Below are 25,957 nucleotides of genomic sequence, written 5' to 3'. Positions count from 1 at the left end.
TGAGGGTACCGCGCAGCGGCTATTCTGCCGCCAGAGCCTGGGGGTGCAGGGGGCGGCGGCGATTGGCCACCCCCTGCGTGCTCCTTGCGCCGCTCAGATTATATGGCAGGTGGTAAACAAGGAGCGCAATCAGCTGGGAAGCTGATCGTAATACCGCATATCTGGCCAATATCACGCCAGATATAGGCGGCTTTTTGCTTATTTCGCTAAGCAGCACTGCTTATATTTTTTTCCGCTGCCGCACGGGCACGGATCGTTCCGGCCGACTTTCGGTGCGTTAACAATCGGCTGCTGCACCGGTGCTTCTTTTGGGTTATCCATCCAGTAGTCATACAGCGCCAGCGCCGAAGGGCGGATTTGATCGATGCTGTCAACGTACTCTTCGGCGGTGAATTTACCCAGTTCGGTGGTTTTCTCTTCATCGCCATGCAGGGCAATATTATCCAGCGCCGCCTGCAGTTCTTCCGGCAGACCGGTCCAATCGCTCATACCCACGCCGCGCAGATAGCCGTAGCACCACTCTTCAACGATGGTCAGCTCCTGATCTTCTTCTTCGCGAGTGCCAAACAGCGGTTCGAACTGATCGGGATAATCATTCAGACGATCGGCAATATCGCTCATATGCTGCAGCGTCAGATTGACAAAGCGATCGCGCTCGCGGTCGGTCGCCCAGTGCGGCACGTGCTCGGCCCCACCCCATACGGCGAACATCCACTCGGCTGGTTCAATCTCCAGCGGTGACGAAAGCACTGCGGTCAGCATACCGTCGAGTTCTGAGACGTCGATAATTGACGCATCGGTGGCATACTTAGCAATCGTTTCGTCCAGCCATTCCAGTTCGCTTTCGGTTAATGGTCCCGTTTTCATACTTATCTCTATCGTTGTTGATGACGTGTATCTTAGATTCAGGCGGCAATGATGCAGGAGTTTACCGCTGAACTCCAGCATCATTACCCCATCTCGCTATACGCCGCCCAGATAGGCCTTACGTACATCCTCATTACCTAATAGTTCTTCGCCACTGCCGCTAAGACGAATTTGCCCATTGACCATCACGTAACCGCGATCCGAGAGTTTGAGCGCATGGTGGGCGTTTTGCTCAACCAGAAAGATGGTCATGCCGTTTCGCGCCAGCTCGCGTAATGTCTGGAAGATCTGTTTCACCACAATCGGCGCCAGACCCAGACTCGGTTCATCCAGCAACAGCAGCTTGGGACGGCTCATCAGCGCACGGGCAATCGCCAACATCTGCTGTTCGCCACCGGACATGGTCATCGCCCGCTGTTTACGCCGTTCCTTCAGACGCGGGAAGAGATCGAACATGCTTTGCAGATCTTCGGCAGCATATTTGTTGCCGATTGGAATGGTCCCCATCAGCAGGTTTTCTTCGACGGTCATATCAGGAAAGATGCGTCGCCCCTCGGGGGCCTGCGCAATGCCCGCCGAGGCGACGAAATAGGTCGATTTATGGCTGATGTCCTCACCGCCAAACAAGATCTGACCACTGCGCACCCGCGGCTGGCCGAATATTGACATCAGCAGCGTCGACTTTCCCGCACCGTTGGCGCCAATCAGCGACACGGTTTCGCCCTTATTGACCTGCAATGACACCTGTTTAAGCGCCTGAATCACGCCGTAGAACACATCCACTTCACGAAACTCCAGCATCGGCTCGCTCATAGATGAACCTCATCTTCGCTGGCGCCCAGATAGGCGGCAATCACCTTCTCGTCATGTTGAATCTGCTCCGCTTTGCCCTGCGCAATCACATCGCCATGATCGAGCACGATAATATCGTCCGAAATCTCCATCACCATTCCCATATCATGTTCGATCAGTAAGACGGTTATCGCGTGATGTTCCCGCAGAAAACGGATGATTTTGCTCAACGCCAGCGTCTCCACCGGGTTCAGCCCGGCGGCAGGTTCATCGAGGCAGAGAATCTCCGGCCCGGTACACATCGCTCGCGCAATCTCCAGCCGTCGCTGCTGGCCGTATGACATCTCTCCTGCCAGCCGGTTAGCGCAATCAACAAGATCCACCACCTCCAGCCAGTAAAAAGCGCGATCCAATGCGTCACTTTCCGCCCGGCGGTAGGCTGGCGTATTCAATACCCCGGCAAGCAGATTGCGGTTGACCTGCATATGCTGGGCGACCAGCAGGTTTTCCACCACCGACATCTCCCGGAATAAGCGGATATTCTGAAACGTGCGCGCCAGCCCCGCCCGATTCACCAGATGCGTGCCGCCAAACATTTTGTAGAAGACTCGCGATCCAAGCTGCGCCGGGTTCAGCCAATCGCCCGGTTGGAATTTCTGCCCAAGGATCTGAATAACGTTGGTGGTTTTGCCCCGCGCATTAAACAGAATATGGCCCCCGGAGGCTTTGTAGAAACCGGTCAAACAGTTAAATACCGTGGTTTTTCCCGCACCGTTTGGTCCGATAAGCGCGGTTATCGACCCGCGCTCCACTTCGAGGTTAACGTCGTTTAGCGCTTTAATACCGCCGAAATGCATCATCAGATGCTCCACGCGTAAAATCACATCGCGGTTCATGGTGCGACTCCTTTACGCACGGCATAGCCGCTGCGATTAATACGGATCAGGCCGCGCGGCCGCCAGATCATCATCACCACCATCAGCACGCCGAACAGCAGCACGCGGTATTCCGCAAAACTGCGCAGCAGTTCCGGGGTGACTGTGAGGACAAAGGCTGCCAGCACCACGCCGACGGTCGAGCCCATACCGCCCAGCACCACGATGGCGAGGATCAGCGCCGATTCAAAGAAGGTAAATGAAGTCGGGTTCACAAAGCCTTGATAGGTGGCGAAGAACACCCCGGCGATCCCCGCCGTTGACGCCCCAAGAGTAAAGGCCGAGAGCTTCACCAGCACATGGTTAAGGCCCATCGAACGGCAGGCAATTTCATCTTCACGCAGCGCTTCCCACGCGCGGCCAATCGGCATTCGCGTCAGGCGATGTTTGATGTACAGCACCAGCAACACCACCAGCACTAACACCGCGTAGATAAAAATAAACTTCATGTTGGGGTTGTAGCTCAAATGGAAAAACTCATGGAACGGCACGCCTCCCTCTTTAGCCCGGCGGCCAAACTCAAGCCCGAAGAAAGTTGGCGGCGGTGCGGAGATCCCGTTCGGGCCGCCGGTAAAGCTCAGCCAGTTATTGAGGATCAGACGGATAATCTCGCCGAAACCGAGAGTGACAATCGCCAGATAATCGCCGTGCATGCGTAATACCGGGAAGCCGAGCAGCGCCCCGGCGGCAGCGGCCATCAGCGCGGCAATAGGCAACATGGACCAGAAACCCAGCCCCAGATACTGATACCCCAGCGCCAGGCCGTACGCGCCGATGGCGTAGAAGGCCACGTAGCCCAGATCCAGCAGACCGGCCAAACCGACCACGATGTTGAGTCCGAGCCCCAGCAGGACATAAATCAAACCCAGGATCGCGACGGTCAGCACATATTTGGTAGCCACGAATGGGAAGCAGATAGCCAGTGCCAGCATCAACGGGATAACCCAGCGCATCCGGCTTTTGTAGCCCGCCGGACGGACGTACACCCCGGCGCTATCGCCTTCAAAGCGTGTGGCAAATCGGCGTCCGGTCTGGGTCATCAGAAACGCGCTAAGCAGAAATCGCCCCGCCATCACTGCCGCGATGATCCACACCAGCCGTTGCCCTTCGAAGTTAAAGCTATAGCCGTCCAGCACCACGCCGACGATGGGGCCAAAGAGAATTAATGCCACCAGCCCGGAAAAAATGGTGTCCAGAACGCAGCGTTTAAGCGAAAAACCATCGTGTGAAGCGGTTAAAGTTGTCATGTTCAGCTCCTACACTTTGGCCACAATCGGGCGACCGAGCAGGCCCTGCGGACGGAAGATGAGGATCACCACCAGCAGGCCGAAGGAAAACACGTCTTTGTAGTCCGAGTTCACCATGCCGGAGAACTGCGCTTCGGCAATCCCCAGCAGCAGCCCGCCAAGCATCGCCCCCGGCAGTGAGCCAATTCCGCCGAGTACCGCAGCGGTGAACGCTTTGATGCCGATAATAAATCCGGCGTAGAAATCAAAAGTGCCGTAGTTCATGGTAATCAGCACCCCGGCAAGGCCCGCCATCGCCGCACCAATCATAAATACCAGCGAAATAACCCGGTCGGTGTTGATCCCCAGAATGGAGGCCATTTTGCGATCCTGCTGCACCGCGCGGCACATCCGCCCTAAGCGGGTGTGGCCGATAATCCAGGTCAGCAGCAGCATCCCGGCAAACGAGGCTACCAGGATAAAGATTTTGGTATAGGTGATTTGCACAAATCCTTCGCCAAGATGCAGACGAAGCACGCCGTCAAGCATCGTTGGTACGCCCTGCTGGCGCGGCCCCTGGCTGATTTGCGCATAGTTTTGCAGAATTAACGACATGCCGATGGCGGAGATCAGCGGCGCCAGGCGCGTCGAGTTGCGCAGTGGTTTGTATGCAATGCGCTCAATCGTCCAGCCATAGACACCGGTCACCACGATGGTAAACACCAGCGTGCCGAGGATCAGAAGCGGGAATGAGTGCAAACCGAAGAAGGACAGCAGCGCCAGACCGATAGCGCAAAGGTAAGCCGAGATCATATACACTTCGCCGTGAGCGAAGTTAATCATGCCAATAATGCCGTACACCATGGTGTAACCAATGGCTATCAATCCGTAAACTGAACCGAGCGTCAAGCCATTGACTAACTGCTGCAGAAAGAATGTCTCCATCATCGTGCGCTCTTGTTATAGGCCTATTATTGAGCGCCGATATGTCACCATACCGGCGCTGAGCGTTACTCGACTTCTTTATATTTGCCTTTGTCATCCCACTGATAAACGACGTAGTCCGAAACCTTCAGGTCGCCTTTGCTGTCCCAGGCTTTTTTGCCCATCACGGTTTCCACCGGGTTAGCTTTCAACCAGGCGCTGGCTTTGGTTGAATCGGTGCCGCCGGTAGCTTTAAACGCCGCAGCGATGGCCTGAATAGAGGCATAGGAGTAAAGGGTGTAGCCTTCCGGCTCAAACTTGTTGGCACGGAATTTTTCGATAACTGCTTTGCCCTCAGGCAGCAGTCGCGGATCTTTGCCGAAGGTCATATAGATGCCCTTGGTATACTGTGGGCCACCCGCCGCAGTCACCATCTCTTCATTGACGATACAGTCGCCGGAGAAGAATGCCGCCTGTACCCCCTGCTCACGCATCTGGCGCACCAGCGGGCCCGCTTCTGGGTGACAGCCACCGAAGAACACGACGTCCGGTTTCTGGGCACCAATTTTGGTCACTAATGCGTTAAAGTCTTTTTCACCGCGCGACAGGCCTTCATACATCACGTCCTTCACGCCGCGTTTGGCCAGCGCCGCACGGGTGGCATCGGCCAGACCCTGTCCGTAAGTGTCTTTGTCGTGAATGATCACCACGCGTTTGGCTTTGAGCTTGTCGATGATGAAATCGCTGGCCACCCCGCCCTGCTGGTCATCACGACCACACATGCGGAACATGTCGTTCATCCCGCGTTCGGTAATCAACGGGTTGGTGGAGCCTGGGGTGATAGCGATAATTCCAGCGTCGCTGTAAACCTCTGACGCAGGCATAGTAGAAGAAGAGCAGAAATGACCGACAACGGCCTGGACTTTATCCTGATCGACCAAACGGTTAGCCACCGACACGGCCTGTTTTGGTTCGCAGGCATCATCACCCTGTACCAGTTTAATTTTTTCGCCGTTGATCCCCCCAGCGGCGTTAATGTCCTCTGCGGCCTGAGTCGCACCGTGCCAGTACTGATCGCCGTAAGTGGCGTTTGGCCCAGTAAATGGCCCAGCAACGCCAATCACAATATCAGCCTGGGCGGAAAACGCCGTCACCAGACAACCTGCCAACACAAGAGAAAGCGGACTTCTAATCAATTTCAGCGACATTATTATCTACCTTAGCAAAGAGGTTTATGCATAGCGGTGTGAAGCCGAACGACTGGCACGTTCACCAAACAAACGACATCCTGACAATATCCTGCTGATAACGGCGAGGTTTCCTTACGCTTTTCAGGCCAAATCATTAAGCAAAATGGTTGCCAACTTTGCGCACCACTGCCCGGAATTCGACAATTTTGAGTATAGAGCGCCGTTTTGGGGCTTCCGGTGCGATGAAGTGAAATTACGGTGGTGATCACATCTGGTTAACAATAAAGTACATAAATAATGCAATAGTCACGCTTTGCGCATTTTTGCTGCAAAATGCACGGGTTATGTTAGCTGATGGTGCAAACGCGGGATGTTTAGGGTGCAGATGGGGCTAAGGACAAAAACAAGACAACCACCCGGAGGTTCTGGGTAACAGTTCTGAAAAACAACGAAAACAACCTACCCGGCGGCCAAAATATAGCAAACAGTACGTTTGAAGCGCGCCAGGTGTGGTACATTTCCCGCGCACCGATGACAACCACACACAACAACAGGTATGCAGAACATTACTACCCGATTTCAATGGATGCTGTTTGTTATCCCGCTACTCAGCGGCTGCGGCACGCTCTCCCAAATGTCCTCCCCGGCAGGTACTCAGGAACTCCTCACTCATCAATCGCTGGATGGCGACGTTGATAGCCTGGTACGTCACTATATGACGCAAAAAAGCGTCTCAGGGATGACCGTCGCTGTGATCCACAATCACGGTGAGCCGCAGTTTTACAGCTGGGGGGTAACCGATGCAGTCCATCGCTACCCTGTCAAGCCAGATACCCTATTTGCCCTCGGCTCTCTCAGCAAGGGGGTAACGGCAGAAGTGGTGGCGTGCCTGGTGAATGAAGGACAACTCAGTTGGGATGACAAACTGGCGACCCTGTTACCGCCAGGCACGCCGCTCAGTATGGATGCACAAAATATTACTTTGCTGGAGCTGGTCACTCACACCTCCGGTCTGCCGCGTCAGAATATGGATATTCAGATGCTGGAAAAATTCATCGGCTATTTAGGGAGTGGTGAAAATTTTTATGGCGAACTGGATAGCAATAACGTGTTGCGTTATTTAGCCGACTGGCGAGCGCCAAAAAGTAAAACACCGGAATACTCCAATCTCGGCTATGCACTTATCGGTTACATTCTAAAATATAAAACTGGCGAAGATATACAGACTTTAGCGTCGCACTTTATTTTTCGACCACTAAAAATGGCTAACAGCAGCTTTATTCCCCAGGAATTGCAAGGTTTCCCGCAGCGAGCGCTTGGTCACGCAGGCGACCAGCCCAAATTCATCCCGCGCGGGCAGTTAACTCCCGATTGGCATTTCACCAATAACATGGTGGCGGCGGCGAGTTTGTACAGTAACGCCGAAGATTTAATCGCCTACGCCCGTTATCACGTGTCAAAAACCGACGACAGCGTACTGGATGTGGTGTTTTCCGAAGTCAGCAATATCTATTTTCAACGCCCCGAAGGTTCACAGGATCTTGCCTGGGTAACCGATTTTATCGGTCGGGAAAAAATCACTTATCAAGTAGGCTATATTGGCGGCTACTCCAGCTTTATCGGTTTTGATAAACAAAAAGGCAATGCGGTCGTGGTGCTGCAAAATGCTTTTAACTGGAGCAATTATATTGGCATGATGCTATTGATGGATATGGCAAAAAACGATCGCCATATCTCTGGCAACCGTTTCGCAAAAAATTAGACTTTTTTACCGCCTAACTCGTGCTGTGGTTGTCAGAAGATGGATGGCATGATCATTTCATGAACCGGAGCGGGGTTAGCCCAGCTAAACAAGAGTTAATTTATACTCTCGTTGATGGTCTTACAGAAAATGCTTGCGCTGAGTCTCTGCCCTGATGGCGAAAGCGAATGGTGGAGTAAAGGTACAAAAACAAAAAAACCACCCGTAGGTGGTTTCACGACACTGCTTATTGCTTTGATTATTCTTTACTTTCCCATGGTACCCGGAGTGGGACTTGAACCCACACAGCGCGAACGCCGAGGGATTTTAAATTCTACGCAGGATCAATGAGTTACATAGCAGTGCATTGCGAAACTTTGCTGTAATTGTTTACTCATTTTACTGTAATTGGCAGTAAATAAATAGACTTGGATAACGTTGAGCACAGAAGAAGCACAGGAGAAGAGTTTTCTGCCTGAGAATATTTTAAAGAATGATGATGTGAAGCGCCATGGGGCTACCGGCGTTGTAAGATGATGTGTAATCTAAGTCTTCAACTAAGAAAAAGTTCGGTTTATTCAACAAAGCCCCGCTACGAGCAACCCATAACACACACGCGGGGCTTCGATCATGAACTCAGTGGACAATTTAACTACTCATGTGGTCTTCCATTTTTCCATGTGCGGAGAAATAGATTTTGCTGCGCACATACTCCCAGCATTCAGGCTTCTTCGCCCACTCTGAAATCATCCTGCCATTCGCGGATTCGTTCAGAAGACTATTCACCCGATGGGCTAAGCTGACAAGGCGGTTGCCCATCGTTTCCTCAATGCCCTGTTGATTCCAGATCTCTGCCAGATCCGTTTGGTTGCCATAAAGATGTGAATAGGCGGCCACGGTATAGGCGGCAATATTCGCCTTAAATGCGGGGAAAAGTGAATTAATCAACTTATAGGCTTTCTTATAAATAATGGCCTGCGCGATGTAATTTTTAAAACTCTCAATGTTCAGCTCATCCCCATAACGCTCAGTATCCTTGTCGATCATCGACATTAATGCGGCAAAGTTCTTCTGTCCGCCGAGGCTGACTAAATCCGGACGCTGGAGCCAGGCACAATGATATTTTGCGAAATCTGTTTTCGTTATCCGGCGAGAGGCAGGAATCGCGTCTTTTAACCGTTTGATTCCAGCGGGTGTTTTACCTTCCCGTTCCAGCATAACCTTATAACTGCCGTTCGCTCGCTCGTAAAACCAACGGCTGTATCCGTCCGGGCAATACACCGTGTTTGCCATTTTTTCCAGCTGTACATGTACCGGTCGATTGGCTGACAGATCGGAAATATTGACTTTATTCTGGCTATTCGAGAAGCGCGAAATATCCGCAATTAGCATCTCTTCTTGTGCATTATTCGTCTGTTTCAGCACAATGACTTTTGCGGGTACACGCACGTTACGCAGATTGGTTGCCGGGAATTTCTTTTTGGTGAAAAACATAGAAGCCGTCGTCTGCCCACCGTTGACAATCTGCATCCCCTGCATCCACGCAATACCAGGACCACCTCCCGGCGCTTCGCCAAGCCTGACCTGATCGGCAACAATCACAATGCCGTTGTTATAAGCCATAAAACGCTCAGGCTGCTCGCGTAAAGTGTCACGAATCCCTTTGTTGACTTTCCCCGTCTGGCTCAGAAATGAGCGAACGTTCGCTTCCAGAATCCGGTTGCCATATTTTTCATAGATAAATCGCAGCGTCTCGCCCGGAACCACCGTCAGTGCATAATCATATTCACCCATTTCATCCGGGATCCAGACACAGGGGAGTGCGCCCCCCCCCACCTCATCAAAATTAACCTGCAGTTCGTCGCGTGGCTTACCTTCCTGCCAGTGATTAAACAGGCGGACAATGTCCATAACCTCTAATTTAATGGTTTTACCGGCCACATCGCGGGACTGATACCAGCGGGTTTTCACCTGACCATCGGTCAGAACATAAATTCTGATTTGCTCCAGTTCCGTGTATGACTGTTCGATGGTCGTCACCAGTTGCCAGGCATCATTGGACTGATCGAGCGTGGATGATAATTTACCGTCAACGCACTTCTGCAAAAATTGAATGCAGTGACCGGCAATCGCTTTTGTCTCAGCATCCGGGACGTGACAAAGCTCGTCGCTACCGTGATAAATGCTGACAAAAAGGTCAAGTTGATCGCCATCTTCTGAGAAGGCATAACCGCTGAGACGCACATTGTGTCCACTGACTTTCGCCATAAAGTGACACGTCTCGGCATCATCGAATGTCATGCCGATATCGGCCATATGACGCATAACAATATCGGTAAAAATCAGTTCCGGAAAAGGCGACTCAACCCCAGGCTGAGCCATTTGATCCTGATATTCCTTGCGAATCTCATTCTGCGTTTGACGTAAAAAATCAATAAGTTCCATGCGGTAATCCTGCAAAGTCTGATAAGCAATGGTTAAAATTTTGAGCCTGAGGAATAAGTGTCTGGAGTTCGAGTTGATAGCACGCACTCACCACCGGCAACGGGACATTGGCATGCGTCAAAGAGGGAAAATCCGCTTCAATCGGAAGTGCAAACGCCTCTGTCAGCAAGAAATGACGTGTATAGAATTCAGCATGTTCAGTGAAATATCCGACGTGACAAAGCGATCCCTCAAAAAGACAGGCCGCCAGAGCGTTTCCCTCAAACCGCTGACGAAAACGGAAAATGAGGTCATTCAGGGTCGCGCCGGTGGGATGCTCGCTGAAGCGCAAACCGCACAACATGAGCGAGCCAAGCCGCTGCCAGTCCAGTTGTTCAAGCGCGTGGATGGTTACGCAAAAGCCCTGCTCTGCTGTGGTGCTTTTTACCTCAATGGCGCGTTCATCGAGTTCAAAATCCTGTAGGCCATGCTGCGGTCCTACCCATGCTTCGACTGCCGTTGACGGCGCAAGACCGCTCTCGATTAACCGCTCCAGACACGTCAATTCCCCGATTAACCCCACTTCTTCTTCATGACTGAGTGGACGGGTATCGCGCTCCATAAACGCCTGCCATAAACGAATCCGACGGAGCAGGGTTTCAAACAGACGCGGTTCAGAAACGTTCAGGAGCGAATGGAGAATATCCAGAATCATCGTCGTAAAGACATCCGCATTCCCCGTTTGCTGACGACGGATCATCAAACCGTTCTGCCGCCCCTCCTCTGTTCCGGTCATCTCAACGCGAAATCCTTTACAGGACGGCAGCGCCGTCGACCCCGGCGAAAGAGGATGAGGAAACACGGCAATCAGCATTTCTTCATTATCAGGCTGACGACGCCCGGCATGAAAGCTACAACCCTGGTGCTTAAAAAGCCGAATCCCGCGCCAGCCCTGAGCGCCGGGCTGTTCGTCTATCTGAGATCGATCTAAGGCTTTCCAGGCCGCCAGCAGATCATCTTTACTCAGCCGCACCATACTCTTGCTCCCACAGTACGTTGTTCACTTTGTACTCCACCGTTACCCCACTGCGGCTTCCCGGAAAACTGATGCCAAAAGCCACCACCGGCAAGGCATCGTCCTGATATTCCGCTGCCGACAACGCCTGTTGCGGGTCCAGTAAGTAAATGAGCAGTAGCCCTTTTTGACGCTGTGCCGGGATGTCGTTTATGCCAAATCCTTTGATCCGACGCAGTACTACGCCACCAGGAATGACGGGCTCCTCTCGCCCTTCATTGCGTCCGGGATCGGCATGAAAAATACGCTGCGTTTCGGCCAACGCGGCAAGCCAGGTCGATTCATCGCAGTCAATCCCTTCATCGCGTGGGGAAAGTAAACGGCCAATAGAATAGCGGTCAGTGACCCCCTCAGACGCTTTACGCATCATAAGCGGGACGGGGAAGCCACAGACAGCATGATGACGCTCGACGCCCCCCCCTATCACCGCCACCGTCCATTGGGTGAGTTCATCAACACGATTCATCCGCGTAATGAAATCCGCCAGCAGTTTGCTGTTGGCTTTCCTGGCCTGAGCGTGGGTTTCATATTCCGTTAAGAAATCAATGATCGGCTCGGGAGAGACGTTTTGCCAAATGACCCCTTTCCATTTTTCAATCTTCTCTGCGCGCCGTCTCTCAGGGATCGGCGCGCCAGAACCGACACGCCCGGTCAGATGCTGGAAGGCCGAGTAGTTACGCTTGTGGTACTCCGGTTCTTTAAACAACGAAATCGTTTCGACCACCGTGCCACTGAAAGAGAGCCATAGTGAGCGCGCGCTACGCATTTTTAAGGGGGATGTCACCATTAACACGGGGTGTGATTTCACTTTTAGCCCGAAATCACGCGGGGTTCCGCCGCTGGCGACCATATTGTCAAACTCTTCCCGCAGCTCTTCTGAGGCATCCGCAATGTGCTCAAACCATTCAATCAGCTCATCGGTGGTATACAGCCGACATACATCCAGATATCCCTGTCGATAGCCAAACCAGCGCCCCATCTGCATTAACGTGTCATACATGCGGGAGGCGCGTAAGAAATAACTGGTGCATAATCCCTCAAGCGTTAGCCCTCGAGCCAGTTTGTCTCCGCCAATCGCAATGACTTTTAAGCCTGCCGCACTGTCCGAATAATCAAGCGCATCCTTCGCCGTTCCGTTTATCATTCGTACCGACACGTTTTCGATCACGGTATACAGCTTGTCGACGATCTCCCGCCACGCAAAGGCGTCGTCCGGAATCTGCTGCGGCATGACGTCGCGAATCGTCTCACCAGTCGGCAAAAAGTCGGCCTGCCAGAGTGATTCAAGCTGATGTAAAAAAGGCTCGTGTCCAATCCTTCGCATCAGTCGCTGTCTCACGTCCTGAATGTAGGCGTCAATATGCTCATAAACGACCGATTGCACTTTATTGAAGCGGGTCACATGGACCAGCATCGAACTGTGTTTATCTCCCTGACCGCGTAATTCTCTGACACAGCACGCCAGCAAAAAGCTATCGATGGCGTGTTTTAACGAGTCCGGGAAATGGGTTAGCGTATCGAGCGTGGGATAGTGCGAGCTCTTATGAGAAACCGGCATCCACCCTCTTTTTCCGTCATCGCTGCAATGATCGCTCACCCGCCTGATCAAAGGCAGTTCACCGTTCCGCCCTTCCGAGGCGGCCCGACCAAATACCCTCGCCGGGCCAATGTAATTAGAAGGTGCGCCGAGGTTAATGATAAAGGCGGAAGGGAATAAATCCGGGCCTTCATCACGCGTTTCATTGCTCTCGTGAATAAAAATATTGGCAAAGGGAGTGGCAGTATAGCCGACATACGCCTTACGGCTGAACTGCATCAAAAGCTTACGAATCAGGCTATTGATTGCCGTTGGCTGATGTTCAGCATCCGGTTTTCCATCGTCATCGTAGACGATTTCCCCCGTATCAACTGAGGCATTATCCGCTTCATCATCAATCATTAGCAGCGGTAATTCCGAAACAAAACGCTTTCCGGTGACGGGGTCAACACTGGTGGCAACATGGTTCTCAATCCAGGTATGCAGGCGTTTCAGAATAGATTTATTTTTCTTTACCACGAACAGCCAGGGCCGTTGCTCGGGGCTGATTCCCAGATTCTTAGCCACTCCGGCACTGAAGTCGCCCTTTTCAGATCGGTTGGTGACGTAATTGGGACGAATTACGGGATCGCTATCAATATCGCCCACCCCAATGATGGTCACTTTTTCTCTGAGTGGACTCGTCTCGTAGCCAAGAAATCCTTCATCCAGACGCATTTGGGTCTGCGAGCGGAGGTTATTATGCAAACCCGCAAGCACAATGATTATCTTATATCCCGCATCCGCGGCTTTACAGATTAGACCGGTATAGTGACTGGTTTTCCCCGACTGAACATGGCCGACCACCAGACCACGCCGGTCCCAGCGCCCTTCCCGCCCTGGCTGCTCAAGTAATCCCAGAACACGATCCGTTGAACGGTCAAGGGTATCCAGGACTCCCCAGGGCATCGTTTTACCAAGCCATTGGCGATATCGATGCCAGTAGCGCCACTCGCGTTTCGCATCTGCGGTCAGCCAAGGTTGATGTCCTTCATCATTACTCAGAGAAGTATCTTCGCCCATCCAGATGCTATAACGGCGGATCAACTCTTCGACCAGAATATCCCGGTTATCAAGGCGGCTCCACTCCGGTTTCATCTGACAAACCATGTCAATATGTTGGCGCAGAATGCCAGGGGTGATCGTGCTTTTATCCTGGCCTTGCAGGAGCGTTTGTACAATCTGCAATACACTCAGTTGCGTGTCATCCAAGGGATTCAGACTCATAGCGATTTCTCTTGTTGATCGTCGGGGAGTTGTGCAATTAATTCGGGATAATTATCGAAAGGTTCCAAATTTTGCAGATGCTGTTTCGCCAGCGCCGGTGACATCGCCTGCTGACCAACCAGGGTCTGGTACATGACCTGCAATACGGATAACACCTCTGCGGGCGGCGCGGTTTCAAAGCCTGTCCGCGGCGTCTCTTTTGTCTCAGCCGTATCAAGCCAGATTTGCTGAACCGGAACGGTTTCCTCAATCAGTCTTAGCATGGCCTGAATTTGTGGGGATAACTCACCAGCCTGCGAAAGGACATTGCTGATGACAGGATGTTGTAACGAAATCTGGTAACGAACACCTGATGACGTCTTCTGCGCCTGCCAGAGATGAACGAGTTTCTCGCCGGGCTTGCGCTTATTCATTTTACCGCGTTTGGCAAATGTCCTTACCGCACGATCGCGTGTTGATTGCGCCAGTTGAGTTAACCAGGGACGCAGCGAAACCGGAGGGCGCGCCATCGATTTACGAATATCAATCTTCCAGTCTATGTCGGCATCATTAGGGATATCCAGACGGATCCGCGCAAGGCGGTGGGTTTCATCTTTCGTCCAGGCCCGGGGATTTCCAAGTCCAAGCCAGTTGCCCGCCACCAGCAATCGCTCATTCCGGTATACATAAAATCCTTGCTGAGCCGTCCAGCCTGCCGGTCCTTGAGCCTGTTGATACTCCTGCGTCGTCAGGTGATCCTGATGCGGCAGAACATGACACTCCACCTTCACGGCAGGAGCGCCTGGCGCCATTGCCGAAGGCGAATGCCAGGGCTTGGAAGGATGCCCGCTGAGAAAGGGATCCCAGGCTTTAATTTTGCGACCATTGAGAGTGAGAGTGAGTCGGGTAGCGTTCCCCTCAAGGAATCGGTGAAATACCATCGCCAGATGTTGTTCAACGCCATCCATCAGATTGAGGAAATCTTTCTCACCGTAGCCGGGGGTGACAATTCGGTCTAAAACGTCCCACAGCACCACCGTACCGTGGGAGTCAGGTTCCGCATTTGCTAACGCCTCCTGACTCCCTGGGTCAGCACCTTCAAGCAAATACCAACCGTCGTCCGTACTGGCGGCGAGAATGTCCAGATCCCACCGCAGGATGGTCGTTATCCCCTCTTTTTTAGAGGAGACCGTCAGGCGACGACATTGCGAAAAGGAGGCGGTTTTGAGTCCAAGACCGAAGCGGCCCAGATCGTGTCCTGGACGCTTTGTCAGCGGGTTTTTGACCCCCAGCCGCATCGCAACATCCAGTTCAGCGGCCGACATGCCGCAACCATTATCCCGAACCACAATATAGCTATCCGACTCACGCCAGTGAAAAGCCAGATCGACCTTACGAGCACCAGCACTGATGCTGTTGTCGATGATATCAGCCAGTGCGGTGGCGGTGTTGTAGCCGAGCCCTCGCAGAGCTTCGATCATAATGGCTGCATTCGGTGGCGCATGGCGCATGGTCGTCATTCTTCTTCTTCCTGCATCTCGCTCAACGTGGTTTCCCACTGTTCGACGAAGCCGCCTAATTTCGACGCCCGGCTGTGATGACGGAGCTTACGGAGCGCTTTGGCTTCTATCTGACGTATCCTTTCTCGCGTGACATCAAACTGTTTACCCACCTCTTCCAGCGTGAAATCTTGCGTCATACCGATGCCAAAACGCATTTTTATGATCTGTGTTTCGCGTGGCAACAGCGTATTCAGGACCGATGAAATATGTTCTCTTAGCTCCAGAGACTGAACGGGAGCACTGGTGAAATCCCTTCTGGTCAGCAGCGCGTCTCCCGACAATGCTGCTTCGCGGTCCTGAGCGTCTTCATGAAAATCACCAATCAGCACCGTCTGTTCTTCATATTTAGCCATCTGAAGAAGTTGACGCTCTGGCAGGTCGGTCATTTCCTGCAACCGTCTGAGGGTGGGCGTTATCCCCTGGCGATGCAGCAACTGATCCAGACTGCTCCGCCAGCGCCTGAATTGCTCATAGAAGTGAACGGGTAAACGAATGAGCTGAACCTGATCGGCAATTGCGCGGCTGATCTTCTGGCGGATCCACCAGGAGGCATAGGTAGAGAATTTGAATCCACGCCGATAGTCGAATTTTTCAACGGCTTTGATCAAGCCCAGATTACCTTCCTGGATCAGATCCTCGATATCTAATCCTCGCCCGCAGTGTTTTTTCGCAATCGCGACCACAAGACGTAAATTGGCGTGGATTAACCCCTCCCATGCGTCTCTGTAACTACTGACATACAGACTGACATTATGGCATTCATCAGGGATGAGCGTTTGGGCGCGCTCGACTATCTGCTGCAGGTCACGGTACTCCGGGCGAGGGATATGATTATCCTGGTACTCTTCAGCTTTCCCACTTCTCAGCAGAATGAGCAGATCGTTAAAGGTGATGGCGTCATCGTCATCGTCATCGGCTGCGGAAGAGATTTCCTCATCCGCTTCTTCCGCGTCGTCATCCTCTTCAGTAATCTCAGGCGATGTCGCGGGAAGGCAATTCGGATGCAGCAACTGTAGATATTCTGCTTCGGGTAATCTCGCCAGGATCGTCATCAAGTTGATAAGCGCCGTATCCATGCGCTGCCCGAGTCGCTCTTCCTTTGTTTTATCGACGACATCCCATTGGCGAATGTCCACGAGATAACGTTCAAAGACGCCGGACTGCCGCAATGCACCGAAAGCGTCAAACCAGGGCTCGAGATCATCACTCGCCGCTAATTCCCCACAGGCATCACTTTCCGGGAAAGCATCATCACCATCCACAATCAAAGGTAGGTCCTTGATCAATGCCTCTACGCTGAGCCGGAATTCAGGCCACGGCATGCCGAAATCATCTTCCCCGGCAGACCGGATGTCACGAACAGAGACACGACCGGCATCCAGTGCGCTAGTGAGCAACGTTGAGAAATGGGGATAATTTTGCGGAGAGTGAGAAACTGGCGTCGGCGGGTCAGGAAGGGAGAGTTCGATATCGATCCACTCAGCAGCGTTATCTATCGGGCGATAGCGGGATAATAATTGCTGAGCCTCAGCGGAAGCGTGTCGTAATGTCAGATTATCTTCGGCGGGTTCCGATTCGATTTCAGCATCCCACTGCATAAAATCCATTGCGTCTTCGGTTTCGGGAGGTTCTGTTTCGACATCGGCTTCAATTACAAGCTCAACGTTTGCCTCATCATCTAGCTCCCCTGCTAGTTGCTGCCCGTCAGGCGGAGGAGATTGCCGATAACGAGCTAACAGATCACGCAGCGTTTGCTCCTGCGCGAGGTCACTGGCGCGAAACCCGAGGTTGTTTTGATGTTCAACATCGACACCCGCACACAACAACATTTCGCAAATAGCGAAATGCCCATTCTGGGCCGCAATCATCAATGTGCTATTTCCCAGAGAATCTCGTGAATCTTTCGGCAATCCCCTGCTGAGATGAAACTCCACCACGGAGGCGACCCCGCTTTTTAGCGCCCGAATAAGTAAAGGGGGGATGCGATAAAACTTAGAAACAGAGCGATGCATGCTGACAGCTTTTCCTTGTAAACCACACTCGCGGAAATGCGATCTATCTTATAGGGAGAAAATCGAATTTGGTACTGTATATATAAGCAACATATCATTTTTGGTGATCTTCATCGCCAATTGGGCTTTGATGAAAAAATCGAGCTTTTGCTGAGCTGAAGGACCTGTTAAAGCATTTGCTGACAACACATGCAGTCCAAACCTTAGGTTTGCTAACTGCATACCTAAGGTTTGTTCTTTTGTGGGAAATGAAGAATGAGAGTCACAACCAGGCCGAGACAAAATTTTATCGGGCTTTACGAGTCAGAGCTGATTACTCGCGTAGTCGCGATAAAAACCCAGGATGCTCAATGGAAGCTATTCGGTTTGCACCGAGACGGCGAGACGGCAATTTATGTGGAGAAGGTTCGCGGAGGGATCCGGGAATGGTCAGGGCTGAATTTTCTGGCTGATTTTTGCTATGCCGCAGGCATTTCACGATGGGAAGTACACAACCAAAAACAGGCTTAAACGCCGATCATGTTAGGAATGATGTTAGGAAAGGAGCCATAAAAACAAAAAAACCACCCGTAGGTGGTTTCACGACACTGCTTATTGCTTTGATTATTCTTGGCTTTCCCATGGTACCCGGAGTGGGACTTGAACCCACACAGCGCGAACGCCGAGGGATTTTAAATCCCTTGTGTCTACCGATTCCACCATCCGGGCTCGGGAAGAAAGTGGAGGCGCGTTCCGGAGTCGAACCGGACTAGACGGATTTGCAATCCGCTACATAACCGCTTTGCTAACGCGCCTTTGAAGCTTTAATAACATCCGCAACTGCCGATGCTTTTAATTTGGAGCGGGAAACGAGACTCGAACTCGCGACCCCGACCTTGGCAAGGTCGTGCTCTACCAACTGAGCTATTCCCGCATTATCAAGTTGATTTGCTAACCACTTGATTTTGCTATCGTCTGGCAATCAGTGCTGCCGTTCGATGCGTTGCATTCTACTTATCTGGCGCGGTGAGTCAACGGTATTTTTCGCAACTTGGTGTCGTTTGCTGAAAATAACGGCGAAACGATCACTCTTGAAGCAAATCGCCGCGTGCAGCGTTCAAATATTGCAGCATTGACCATAGTGTCAGTACCGCTGCGACCAGGAATAACGCAATTCCTGCCCACTCAACCCACATATTTGGCCGCCACAGCATCCAGACCAGTGCAGTCATCTGCGCGGTGGTTTTTACCTTACCCACCCACGATACGGCAACGCTGCTGCGTTTACCCAGCTCCGCCATCCACTCGCGCAGCGCAGAGATAATAATTTCGCGAGCAATCATGGTGGCAGCAGGCAATGTTACCCACCAGGTGTGGTAGTGCTCAGCCACCAGCACCATCGCGATGGCCACCATCACTTTATCCGCAACCGGATCGAGGAATGCGCCAAACCGGGTGCTTTGGTTCCAGCGACGGGCCAGATAACCATCAAACCAGTCGGTTATCGCGGCAATAAAGAAGATCAGCGCGCAGGCAAACGGTGACCAGACAACGGGAAGGTAGAACGCCAGCACGAAAAACGGTATCAGGATGACGCGGAACAACGTAAGCAATGTAGGGATATTATATTGCATGGCGTGGTAACTATCTGTTGTTAGTAAATATTAGCCCTATGTTGCTACAGAGCCCCTAATGTTTCAACGAGTAGAAGATCTTTTCTGCTAACCCAAGCGATATTCCGGGCACTTTCGCGATGTCATCGATGGTTGCCTGCTGCAAACCCTGCAAACCGCCCATATATTTGAGCAACATCTGACGCCGTTTCGGCCCCACCCCTTCAATCGTCTCCAGCGTACTGGTGCTCTTCACCTTCGCCCGTTTCTTACGATGGCCAGAAATGGCATGATCGTGCGATTCATCGCGAATGTGCTGAATCACATGCAGCGCGGGTGAGTCCGGTGGCAAACTAAACCCCTCACCTTCCGGCTCAAAGAATAGTGTCTCCAGCCCGGCTTTACGATCGCTGCCTTTAGCGACGCCAAGGAGCAGAGGATGGTGTTTATCCCACGGCACGTCCAGCTCGGCAAATACTGTCTTAGCCTGCCCCAGTTGCCCTTTCCCGCCGTCAATCAAAATGACATCGGGGATTTTGCTTTCATCAATGGCTTTACCGTAGCGGCGGCGCAAAACCTGATTCATCGCAGCATAGTCATCGCCTGGCGTAATGCCGGTAATATTATAGCGGCGATACTCCGCCCGCAGCGGACCATTGGCATCAAATACCACGCAGGAGGCGACGGTCTGCTCGCCCATCGTATGGCTGATATCGAAGCACTCCATGCGTTTAATGGCCGGCAGCTTCAGCTCTGCGGCCAGCGCCTGAAGACGCTGATGCACGGTGGACTGCTGTGACAGTTTAGTCGACAGCGCCGTGACCGCATTGGTGCGCGCTAGCTTCAGATAACGCGCACGGTCGCCGCGCGGTTTTGTCTGTACCTGAATGCGCCGCCCGGCCAGCTCGGATAAGGAGTCCGCGAGCAGCGTTTTATCTTTTAGCGCGAAGTCGAGCAAGATTTCACCCGGCAGCGTACGCATTTGGCTGCCCTGGAAATAGAACTGGCCGACAAACGTCTCCACCACTTCGCCCAATTCGGTATCGTTTGGAACTTTTGGGAAATAACTGCGGCTACCCAGCACTTTGCCCTGACGAATAAACAGCACATGTACGCAGGCCATGCCCGCTTCAAACGCAACGCCGATAACATCAAGATCGTCGCCGTTATTCGACACAAACTGTTTCTCAGTCACCCGGCGTACGGCCTGGATCTGGTCGCGAATGCGCGCCGCCTCTTCAAAAGCCAACGCCTGGCTGGCTTTTTCCATCCGCGCAATAAGCTGCGTGAGGACCTGATCGTCTTTGCCAGAAAGGAATAAGCGTACGTACTCAACCTGCTGCGCGTACTCTTCTTCGCTCACCAACCCCGTCACGCAGGGGCCCAGACAGCGGCCAATTTGATACTGCAGGCAGGGGCGCGAGCGATTGCGGTAAACGCTGTTCTCGCACTGACGAATCGGGAAGATTTTTTGCAGCAGCGCCAACGTTTCGCGAACAGCATAGCCATTGGGGAACGGCCCGAAGTATTCACCTTTCGCATGCTTTGCGCCGCGATGGGTCGCCAGGCGTGGGTGAGTATCGGCGCTCAGAAAGATGAAAGGATAAGATTTGTCATCCCGCAGCAGTACGTTATAGCGCGGTTGATACAACTTGATGTAGTTGTGCTCAAGCAGCAGCGCTTCCGTCTCAGTATGGGTAACGGTGACATCAATCTGGGCAATTTGGGCGACGAGCGCTTCCGTTTTACGGGAGGCTACGTTGGTACGAAAATAGCTGGAAAGACGCTTTTTAAGGTCTTTGGCTTTACCAACATAAATAACCGTACCGCCGGCGTCATACATACGATAAACGCCGGGCTGGCTGGTTACAGTTTTCAGAAAGGCTTTTGAATCAAAAACATCACTCACTGACTTGCTAACGACTCCGCATTGCACAGGCCATGGCGAATTGCCAGGTGGGTCAGTTCAACGTCGCCATGGATATTCAGCTTACTGAACATCCGGTAGCGGTAACTGTTTACCGTTTTAGGGCTCAGACTTAACTGCTCTGAGATCTCATTCACCTTCTGACCTTTGGTGATCATCAGCATAATCTGCAATTCACGTTCAGACAAACTGGCAAACGGCGATTCCGTTTTTTCCGGTTCAATCTGACTCAATGCCATTTGCTGAGCGATATCCGAGGCAATATAACGCTGACCGGAGAACACCGAGCGAATAGCATTAACCATCTCTTGCGGCGCAGCACCTTTGCTTAGATAGCCAGCTGCGCCCGCCTGCATGACTTTCGCAGGCAGTGGGTTCTCCGTATGTACGGTTAACATAATGACTTTGGTATCGACCGCAGAACGCGCAATTTTACGCGTAGCTTCAAGGCCACCGATCCCCGGCATGTTCATATCCATAAGCACAACATCAACCGGATTAGCACGGCACCACTTCACCGCATCTTCTCCACAGTTGGCTTCGCCGGTGACTCTAATACCTTTTATATCTTCAAGAATGCGTCGTATCCCTGCGCGCACCAGTTCATGGTCATCAACAAGAAAAACGTTGATCAAAGGAATAATCTCCAGAATAGGGATAACGCTACTACTGCTTAATTCCCCCATACTACCGGGTTTTATATCAACTGTGAAAGTCTAAAAATGCCAAGGCTTCGATTTCGATCTCGTTTTTGGAAATAATCATGTACATCTTCTGGAAAGTGCTAAAAAACAATAAGATGCAAGATGGATAACTCAGCACTCTGGCGGACTTAAGCGGCGTAAACAGGTGTTTTATCGTATATTTGATAAATAAGACTCATAATATGTAACAACAATTAACGGCACATGAACCAGAATTAAACAATTCAACGCTAACTTGCTGTGTATACACTGTTAAATAATAATTAATATCAGATCTGAGCAGCGCGCAAAAAACAGCCACTCCTGTTTTTCTTCAGGCTTGTGGTATACTGCGCCGCTTTCACAATCCGCACCGCGCATATTGCGCAGAAATCGTACGAGGCAATAAATGAGCACACCTGATTTTTCCACCGCTGAAAATAATCAAAATCTGGCGCAGGAAGTTTCCTGCCTGAAGTCTTTGCTGACCCTGATGCTGCAGGCAATGGGCCAGGCAGATGCAGGCCGCGTGATTATTAAGATGGAAAAGCAAATTGCGCAGTTAGAAGATGACGCTCAGGCTGCCGTATTTTCCAGCACCGTTAAGCAAATTAAACAAGCTTACCGCCAGTAATAATAAACCGGCTGTTAGCATCATTGCTCACAGCCGGTTTGCGGTCTGGCACGCAGAACGTCAAAACAGGTCAGATCACGCCAATCGCCGCGGCATAGCAGGCAATCTGCGTTTTATTCGGCGCATTGAATTTCTTCTGCATGTTCTTCTGGTGAAAATTCACCGTATTTTCCGAAATAGCCAGAATCATCGAGATCTCGGCTGACGTTTTTCCTTCCGCCGTCCATTTCAGAATTTCTAATTCACGCTTACTGAATTTCATTTCCCGCGGCATGACCATTTCATCTTCCAGGCGTAATAACGCCAGCAGACTCATTTCCAACAGGATCTGTAAACGCAGCGCAATCTCATCGTCAGCACGCGCAGTGCGTGATGTCCGGGTTCTCGACACCGACAAGAAGCCGTGAGCGTGATTTGGCAGCATCAGGCACTGGGTGGCACCGGTTTGCAAACCGTGCTCGCGCGCGGCATCCCACAGTTCCTGTGCGTCACAGAACAACTCGTCATTCCAGCGCAGATGGCCCAACGAAAAATTACCGGGTTTTAGCACCGGGTCAATAGCCATATAGTTTGCCGACTTGTACTGCGACATCCAGGCGTCTGGATAGGTGCTATACGCCGAAATTTTAGGCCGCGTGAAAGGCACGGGATGACGAACGCACAGGGCGAAGAAATCGTACTCCAGAAGTTCCGTTTGCTGCTGAAGCACTCGGTAGATCTGGTCACTTACTGAAGCTGCCTGGAAAAGATGCAGCATTTCCCGCCGCCAACTGAAAAAATCATCGTCTCTCATCACAAACGAGAAATCCCCTGATTAACAATTATTTTTATGAATACAGAAAACTAACACATAAATCTTATTTATATGTATAAAGTATCATGCATCAACAAAATAATCCCAATTCACCCTATTTTCGTAACTCATGCCGCGATATTCCCGCTGCCAGGCACTTTTGCCAATCATCAGGCAACATAATATCTACCTATTGATTAGGCACCCTTAAGTAAAATTTTTCATAAAAAGAGGGATGATATAGACAGTCCATCATTTGCGATGGAAAAAAAGTCATTAACTCGCGCCCCACGCAATCGCGCGGGGCGCGAATCAAGGCTACTGCATGAGGAATTTTTCCAGGAATTGTCGGGTGCGCGCCTGCTGCGGATTCGCAAACAGCGCTTTGGCTTCGCCCTCTTCCACGATGCGCCCCTGATCCATAAAGATAGCTCTGTCGGCGACGTCGCGGGCAAAACTCATCTCATGGGTCACAATCACCATCGTGCGCTTCTCCTGCGCCAGTGCGCGGATGGCGTTGAGCACCTCGCCCACCAGTTCGGGATCCAGCGCCGAGGTCGGTTCATCGAATAGAATAACGTCCGGACGCATCGCCAGCGCGCGCGCTATCGCTACACGCTGCTGCTGCCCGCCGGAAAGACGACGCGGATAGCTTCCTTCTTTTCCCACCAGTCCGACTTTGGCAAGCAGCTCGCGAGCACGAGCAATCGCCCCCGGCTTGTCTTCACCTTTGACGATAACCGGACCTTCGATAATATTCTCCAGCACCGTTCGATGCGGGAACAAATTGAAGCTCTGGAAGACAAAGCCGACATGCTGGCGTAACCGGCGGATCAGCCCTTTTTGCTGGCCGATAGGTTTCGCCGTATCGATGGTTATCTCTCCCACGCGGATGGTGCCGCTCTCCGGCTGTTCGAGCAGGTTGATACTGCGCAGCAGCGTGGTTTTACCAGAACCGCTAGGCCCAATAATGGCCACCACCTCACCTTCAGCCACTTCAAGGTTGATCCCATGCAGCACCGTCTGCCCGTGGAATTTTTTCACCAGGTTTTTGACTTCAATTGCGCTCATTTCGGATCTCGCTCCTGGCGGTTCAGCTGGTTTTCAAAATAGTTCTGCAGCGCCGACAGCACCGTAGCCATCACCCAGTAAATCAGCGAGGCGGCCAGATACATAGTGAACACTTCCAGCGTGCGCGAAGTAATCAACTGCGCCTGGCGGAACAGCTCCGGCACCTGAATGGTGGCGGCCAGCGAGGTATCCTTCACCAGGCTAATAAAGCTGTTCGACAGCGGCGGCAGCGCCACGCGCGCGGCCTGCGGTAAAATGGCCCGGCGCAGCGTTTGCCACGGCGTCATGCCAATACTGGCGGCGGCTTCCCACTGCCCTTTATCGATAGACGAAATGGCCGCGCGCAGCGTTTCCGCCGCGTAGGCCGCGGTATTTAACGACAGGCCAATCATCGCTGACGGGATAGGATCCAGTTCAATGCCAAACTGTGGCAGGCCGTAGTAGATCATAAACAGCTGCGCAATCAGCGGGGTGCCGCGGAAAATCGAAATATAGCAGCGCGCCAGCCAGCGTATCGGGGCGATTGCCGACATGCGCATCAGCGCGAGAATAAACCCTAGCACCAGACCGAAGAACATCCCGCCAATACTGAGCTGGAGCGTAAAGACCGCGCCTTTAAGCAGGTACGGCGCGGAATCGATAATTAATTGAATACTTTCTTGCATGGGCGCGTTCTATTTAAATGTGAGGATGGTAAGCGAACAGCGCAGGCGCGCCGCCGGTATGAACAAACAGAATTGGCCCTTCATCTTTGAAGCGTTTCTGGCTGATACCGTCGATAAGCCCCGCCATCGCTTTGCCGGTGTAAACCGGATCGAGCAGGATACCTTCCAGACGCGCCAGCAGTTTCACCGCTTCCATGCCATCGTCGTTAGGGATGCCATAGCCCGGTGCGAAATAATCATCCCACAGAGTAATACCGGCTTTTGCCGTTAGCTCCAGGCTACGGGCAACTTCCTGTTGTAGCGTCACCACTTTCGGCAACTGGTCGGCAACTTTACGCGACACCGTCACGCCAATCAGCTCGGTCTCAGGCATCAGCTGTTCCAGCCCTACCGCAAGACCCGCGTGAGTACCCGCGCTGCCGGATGCGACAACCACCGACGAAAGCGCCACCGCTCCTTCGCACTGCTGGGCAATTTCCAGCGCGCTTTCCACATAGCCCAGCGCTCCCAGCGCGTTTGAGCCACCAACCGGGATCACGTACGGGCGAAAACCCTGCGCTTCAATACGCGTCGCCAGTTCGGCCAGCTGCGCGTTCGGATCGGTCAACGCATCGCACATTTCCACCTGGACGTTAAACAAATCAAGCAGCAGGCGGTTGCCGTTGCTGAGGTAGTTTTCCGCTTTGGTACCCATCGGGTTTTCCAGCAGCGCCACGCAGTTCAGCCCCAGTTTTGCCGCCACCGCCGCCGTCTGGCGCACGTGGTTAGACTGAATCGCCCCGGCGGTGACCAGCGTGTCGGCCCCTTCGCGCAGCGCATCAGCGGCTAAAAATTCCAGCTTACGCAGCTTATTGCCGCCCATTGCCAATGGCGTGACATCATCGCGTTTGATGAAAATATCGCGGCCGATATAGTCGGAAAAACGCGGCAGGTATTCTAGCGGCGTTGGCGCGCCAATAAATTCCAGACGGGGAAAACGGGTTAAATTTTGCAGTGACATAGAATCTCCTTAGTCTCGTTTTTATTATGCGCCCAAAATAAAAAAAGGCGCTCCATCAGCGC

The 25,957-nt window shown here is 52.2% G+C and carries 20 protein-coding genes and 3 tRNA genes; 2 read left to right on the top strand and 21 right to left on the bottom strand.

What is annotated here, in order from left to right; genetic code table 11:
• Positions 1–198: 198 nt before the first annotated feature.
• The 6 genes from LZ634_RS17575 to LZ634_RS17550 all read right to left on the bottom strand — a co-directional run bounded on the left by LZ634_RS17575 (position 199) and on the right by LZ634_RS17550 (position 5,952).
• Positions 199–867, bottom strand: coding sequence for a YecA family protein (locus LZ634_RS17575; RefSeq protein ID WP_234507535.1), 669 nt, complete (start codon positions 865–867; stop codon positions 199–201).
• A 96-nt stretch (positions 868–963) separates the two neighbouring features.
• Positions 964–1,680, bottom strand: coding sequence for an ABC transporter ATP-binding protein (locus LZ634_RS17570; RefSeq protein ID WP_234507533.1), 717 nt, complete (start codon positions 1,678–1,680; stop codon positions 964–966).
• Complete coding sequence (locus LZ634_RS17565; protein ID WP_234507532.1) at positions 1,677–2,555, bottom strand: ABC transporter ATP-binding protein; 879 nt, start codon at positions 2,553–2,555, stop codon at positions 1,677–1,679. The genes LZ634_RS17570 and LZ634_RS17565 overlap by 4 nt, the downstream gene beginning before the upstream one ends.
• A complete protein-coding gene (livM, locus tag LZ634_RS17560) occupies positions 2,552–3,841 on the bottom strand; it encodes a high-affinity branched-chain amino acid ABC transporter permease LivM (protein ID WP_234507530.1) in 1,290 nt (429 codons plus the stop codon). The genes LZ634_RS17565 and livM overlap by 4 nt, the downstream gene beginning before the upstream one ends.
• 9 nt (positions 3,842–3,850) lie before the next feature.
• Positions 3,851–4,765 carry an ABC transporter permease subunit gene (locus tag LZ634_RS17555; RefSeq protein ID WP_234507550.1) on the bottom strand — a complete coding sequence of 305 codons (915 nt, stop codon included), beginning with the start codon at positions 4,763–4,765 and terminating at the stop codon, positions 3,851–3,853.
• A gap of 65 nt (positions 4,766–4,830) precedes the next feature.
• Positions 4,831–5,952, bottom strand: coding sequence for a branched-chain amino acid ABC transporter substrate-binding protein (locus LZ634_RS17550; protein ID WP_234507528.1), 1,122 nt, complete (start codon positions 5,950–5,952; stop codon positions 4,831–4,833).
• A gap of 538 nt (positions 5,953–6,490) precedes the next feature.
• Here LZ634_RS17550 and LZ634_RS17545 point away from each other — a divergent pair.
• Positions 6,491–7,696, top strand: coding sequence for a serine hydrolase domain-containing protein (locus tag LZ634_RS17545; protein ID WP_234507526.1), 1,206 nt, complete (start codon positions 6,491–6,493; stop codon positions 7,694–7,696).
• 627 nt (positions 7,697–8,323) lie between these two features.
• Here LZ634_RS17545 and mzaE read toward each other — a convergent pair.
• From mzaE to uvrY, 11 genes are all read right to left on the bottom strand, one after another.
• Complete coding sequence (gene mzaE, locus LZ634_RS17540) at positions 8,324–10,120, bottom strand: MZA anti-phage system associated AIPR family protein MzaE (protein WP_234507524.1); 1,797 nt, start codon at positions 10,118–10,120, stop codon at positions 8,324–8,326.
• Complete coding sequence (gene mzaD, locus LZ634_RS17535; RefSeq protein WP_234507522.1) at positions 10,107–11,135, bottom strand: MZA anti-phage system associated PD-(D/E)XK motif protein MzaD; 1,029 nt, start codon at positions 11,133–11,135, stop codon at positions 10,107–10,109. The genes mzaE and mzaD overlap by 14 nt, the downstream gene beginning before the upstream one ends.
• Entirely contained in the window at positions 11,119–13,977 is a 2,859-nt protein-coding gene (mzaC, locus tag LZ634_RS17530) for an MZA anti-phage system associated Z1 domain-containing protein MzaC (RefSeq protein WP_234507520.1), read from the bottom strand. Before mzaC ends, mzaD begins: the two co-directional genes overlap by 17 nt.
• Positions 13,974–15,476, bottom strand: a complete 1,503-nt coding sequence (gene mzaB / locus LZ634_RS17525; protein WP_234507518.1) for an MZA anti-phage system associated ATPase MzaB — start codon at positions 15,474–15,476, stop codon at positions 13,974–13,976. The genes mzaC and mzaB overlap by 4 nt, the downstream gene beginning before the upstream one ends.
• Positions 15,473–17,530 (bottom strand): MZA anti-phage system associated sigma-70 family RNA polymerase sigma factor MzaA, encoded by a 2,058-nt coding sequence (gene mzaA / locus LZ634_RS17520; RefSeq protein WP_234507516.1) that lies wholly within the window; start codon positions 17,528–17,530, stop codon positions 15,473–15,475. The genes mzaB and mzaA overlap by 4 nt, the downstream gene beginning before the upstream one ends.
• 621 nt (positions 17,531–18,151) lie before the next feature.
• A tRNA-Leu gene (locus LZ634_RS17515) sits at positions 18,152–18,238 on the bottom strand.
• Between the two features lie 12 nt (positions 18,239–18,250).
• Positions 18,251–18,324: transfer RNA gene (locus LZ634_RS17510), tRNA-Cys, on the bottom strand.
• A gap of 43 nt (positions 18,325–18,367) precedes the next feature.
• Positions 18,368–18,443: transfer RNA gene (locus tag LZ634_RS17505), tRNA-Gly, on the bottom strand.
• A gap of 151 nt (positions 18,444–18,594) precedes the next feature.
• Entirely contained in the window at positions 18,595–19,143 is a 549-nt protein-coding gene (pgsA, locus tag LZ634_RS17500) for a CDP-diacylglycerol--glycerol-3-phosphate 3-phosphatidyltransferase (RefSeq protein ID WP_234507513.1), read from the bottom strand.
• A gap of 55 nt (positions 19,144–19,198) precedes the next feature.
• Complete coding sequence (gene uvrC, locus LZ634_RS17495; protein WP_234507511.1) at positions 19,199–21,031, bottom strand: excinuclease ABC subunit UvrC; 1,833 nt, start codon at positions 21,029–21,031, stop codon at positions 19,199–19,201.
• Positions 21,028–21,684, bottom strand: a complete 657-nt coding sequence (uvrY, locus tag LZ634_RS17490; protein ID WP_234507508.1) for a UvrY/SirA/GacA family response regulator transcription factor — start codon at positions 21,682–21,684, stop codon at positions 21,028–21,030. Before uvrY ends, uvrC begins: the two co-directional genes overlap by 4 nt.
• Positions 21,685–22,141: 457 nt before the next feature.
• Between uvrY and LZ634_RS17485 the strand changes: the two genes are divergently transcribed.
• A complete protein-coding gene (locus tag LZ634_RS17485) occupies positions 22,142–22,366 on the top strand; it encodes a DUF2594 family protein (protein ID WP_052283513.1) in 225 nt (74 codons plus the stop codon).
• Positions 22,367–22,436: 70 nt separating this feature from the next.
• Here the strand turns inward: LZ634_RS17485 and sdiA are convergent, their stop codons facing one another.
• From sdiA to dcyD, 4 genes are all read right to left on the bottom strand, one after another.
• Complete coding sequence (gene sdiA / locus LZ634_RS17480; RefSeq protein ID WP_234507549.1) at positions 22,437–23,159, bottom strand: transcriptional regulator SdiA; 723 nt, start codon at positions 23,157–23,159, stop codon at positions 22,437–22,439.
• A 318-nt stretch (positions 23,160–23,477) separates the two neighbouring features.
• On the bottom strand, positions 23,478–24,230 hold the full coding sequence (tcyN, locus tag LZ634_RS17475; RefSeq protein ID WP_234507506.1) for an L-cystine ABC transporter ATP-binding protein TcyN: 753 nt from the start codon (positions 24,228–24,230) through the stop codon (positions 23,478–23,480).
• Positions 24,227–24,895, bottom strand: a complete 669-nt coding sequence (tcyL, locus tag LZ634_RS17470) for a cystine ABC transporter permease (RefSeq protein ID WP_234507504.1) — start codon at positions 24,893–24,895, stop codon at positions 24,227–24,229. Before tcyL ends, tcyN begins: the two co-directional genes overlap by 4 nt.
• Positions 24,896–24,908: 13 nt before the next feature.
• Positions 24,909–25,895: a D-cysteine desulfhydrase gene (gene dcyD / locus LZ634_RS17465; RefSeq protein WP_234507503.1), complete on the bottom strand. Its 987-nt coding sequence runs from the start codon at positions 25,893–25,895 to the stop codon at positions 24,909–24,911.
• Positions 25,896–25,957 lie beyond the last annotated feature (62 nt).

Origin of the sequence: Kluyvera intermedia (assembly GCF_021440345.1) — a bacterium.
Classification (GTDB): Bacteria; Pseudomonadota; Gammaproteobacteria; order Enterobacterales; family Enterobacteriaceae; genus Kluyvera; species Kluyvera intermedia_A.
The sequence above is the reverse complement of the archived record's forward strand: the minus strand, read 5'-3'. Positions and strand labels throughout refer to the sequence as shown.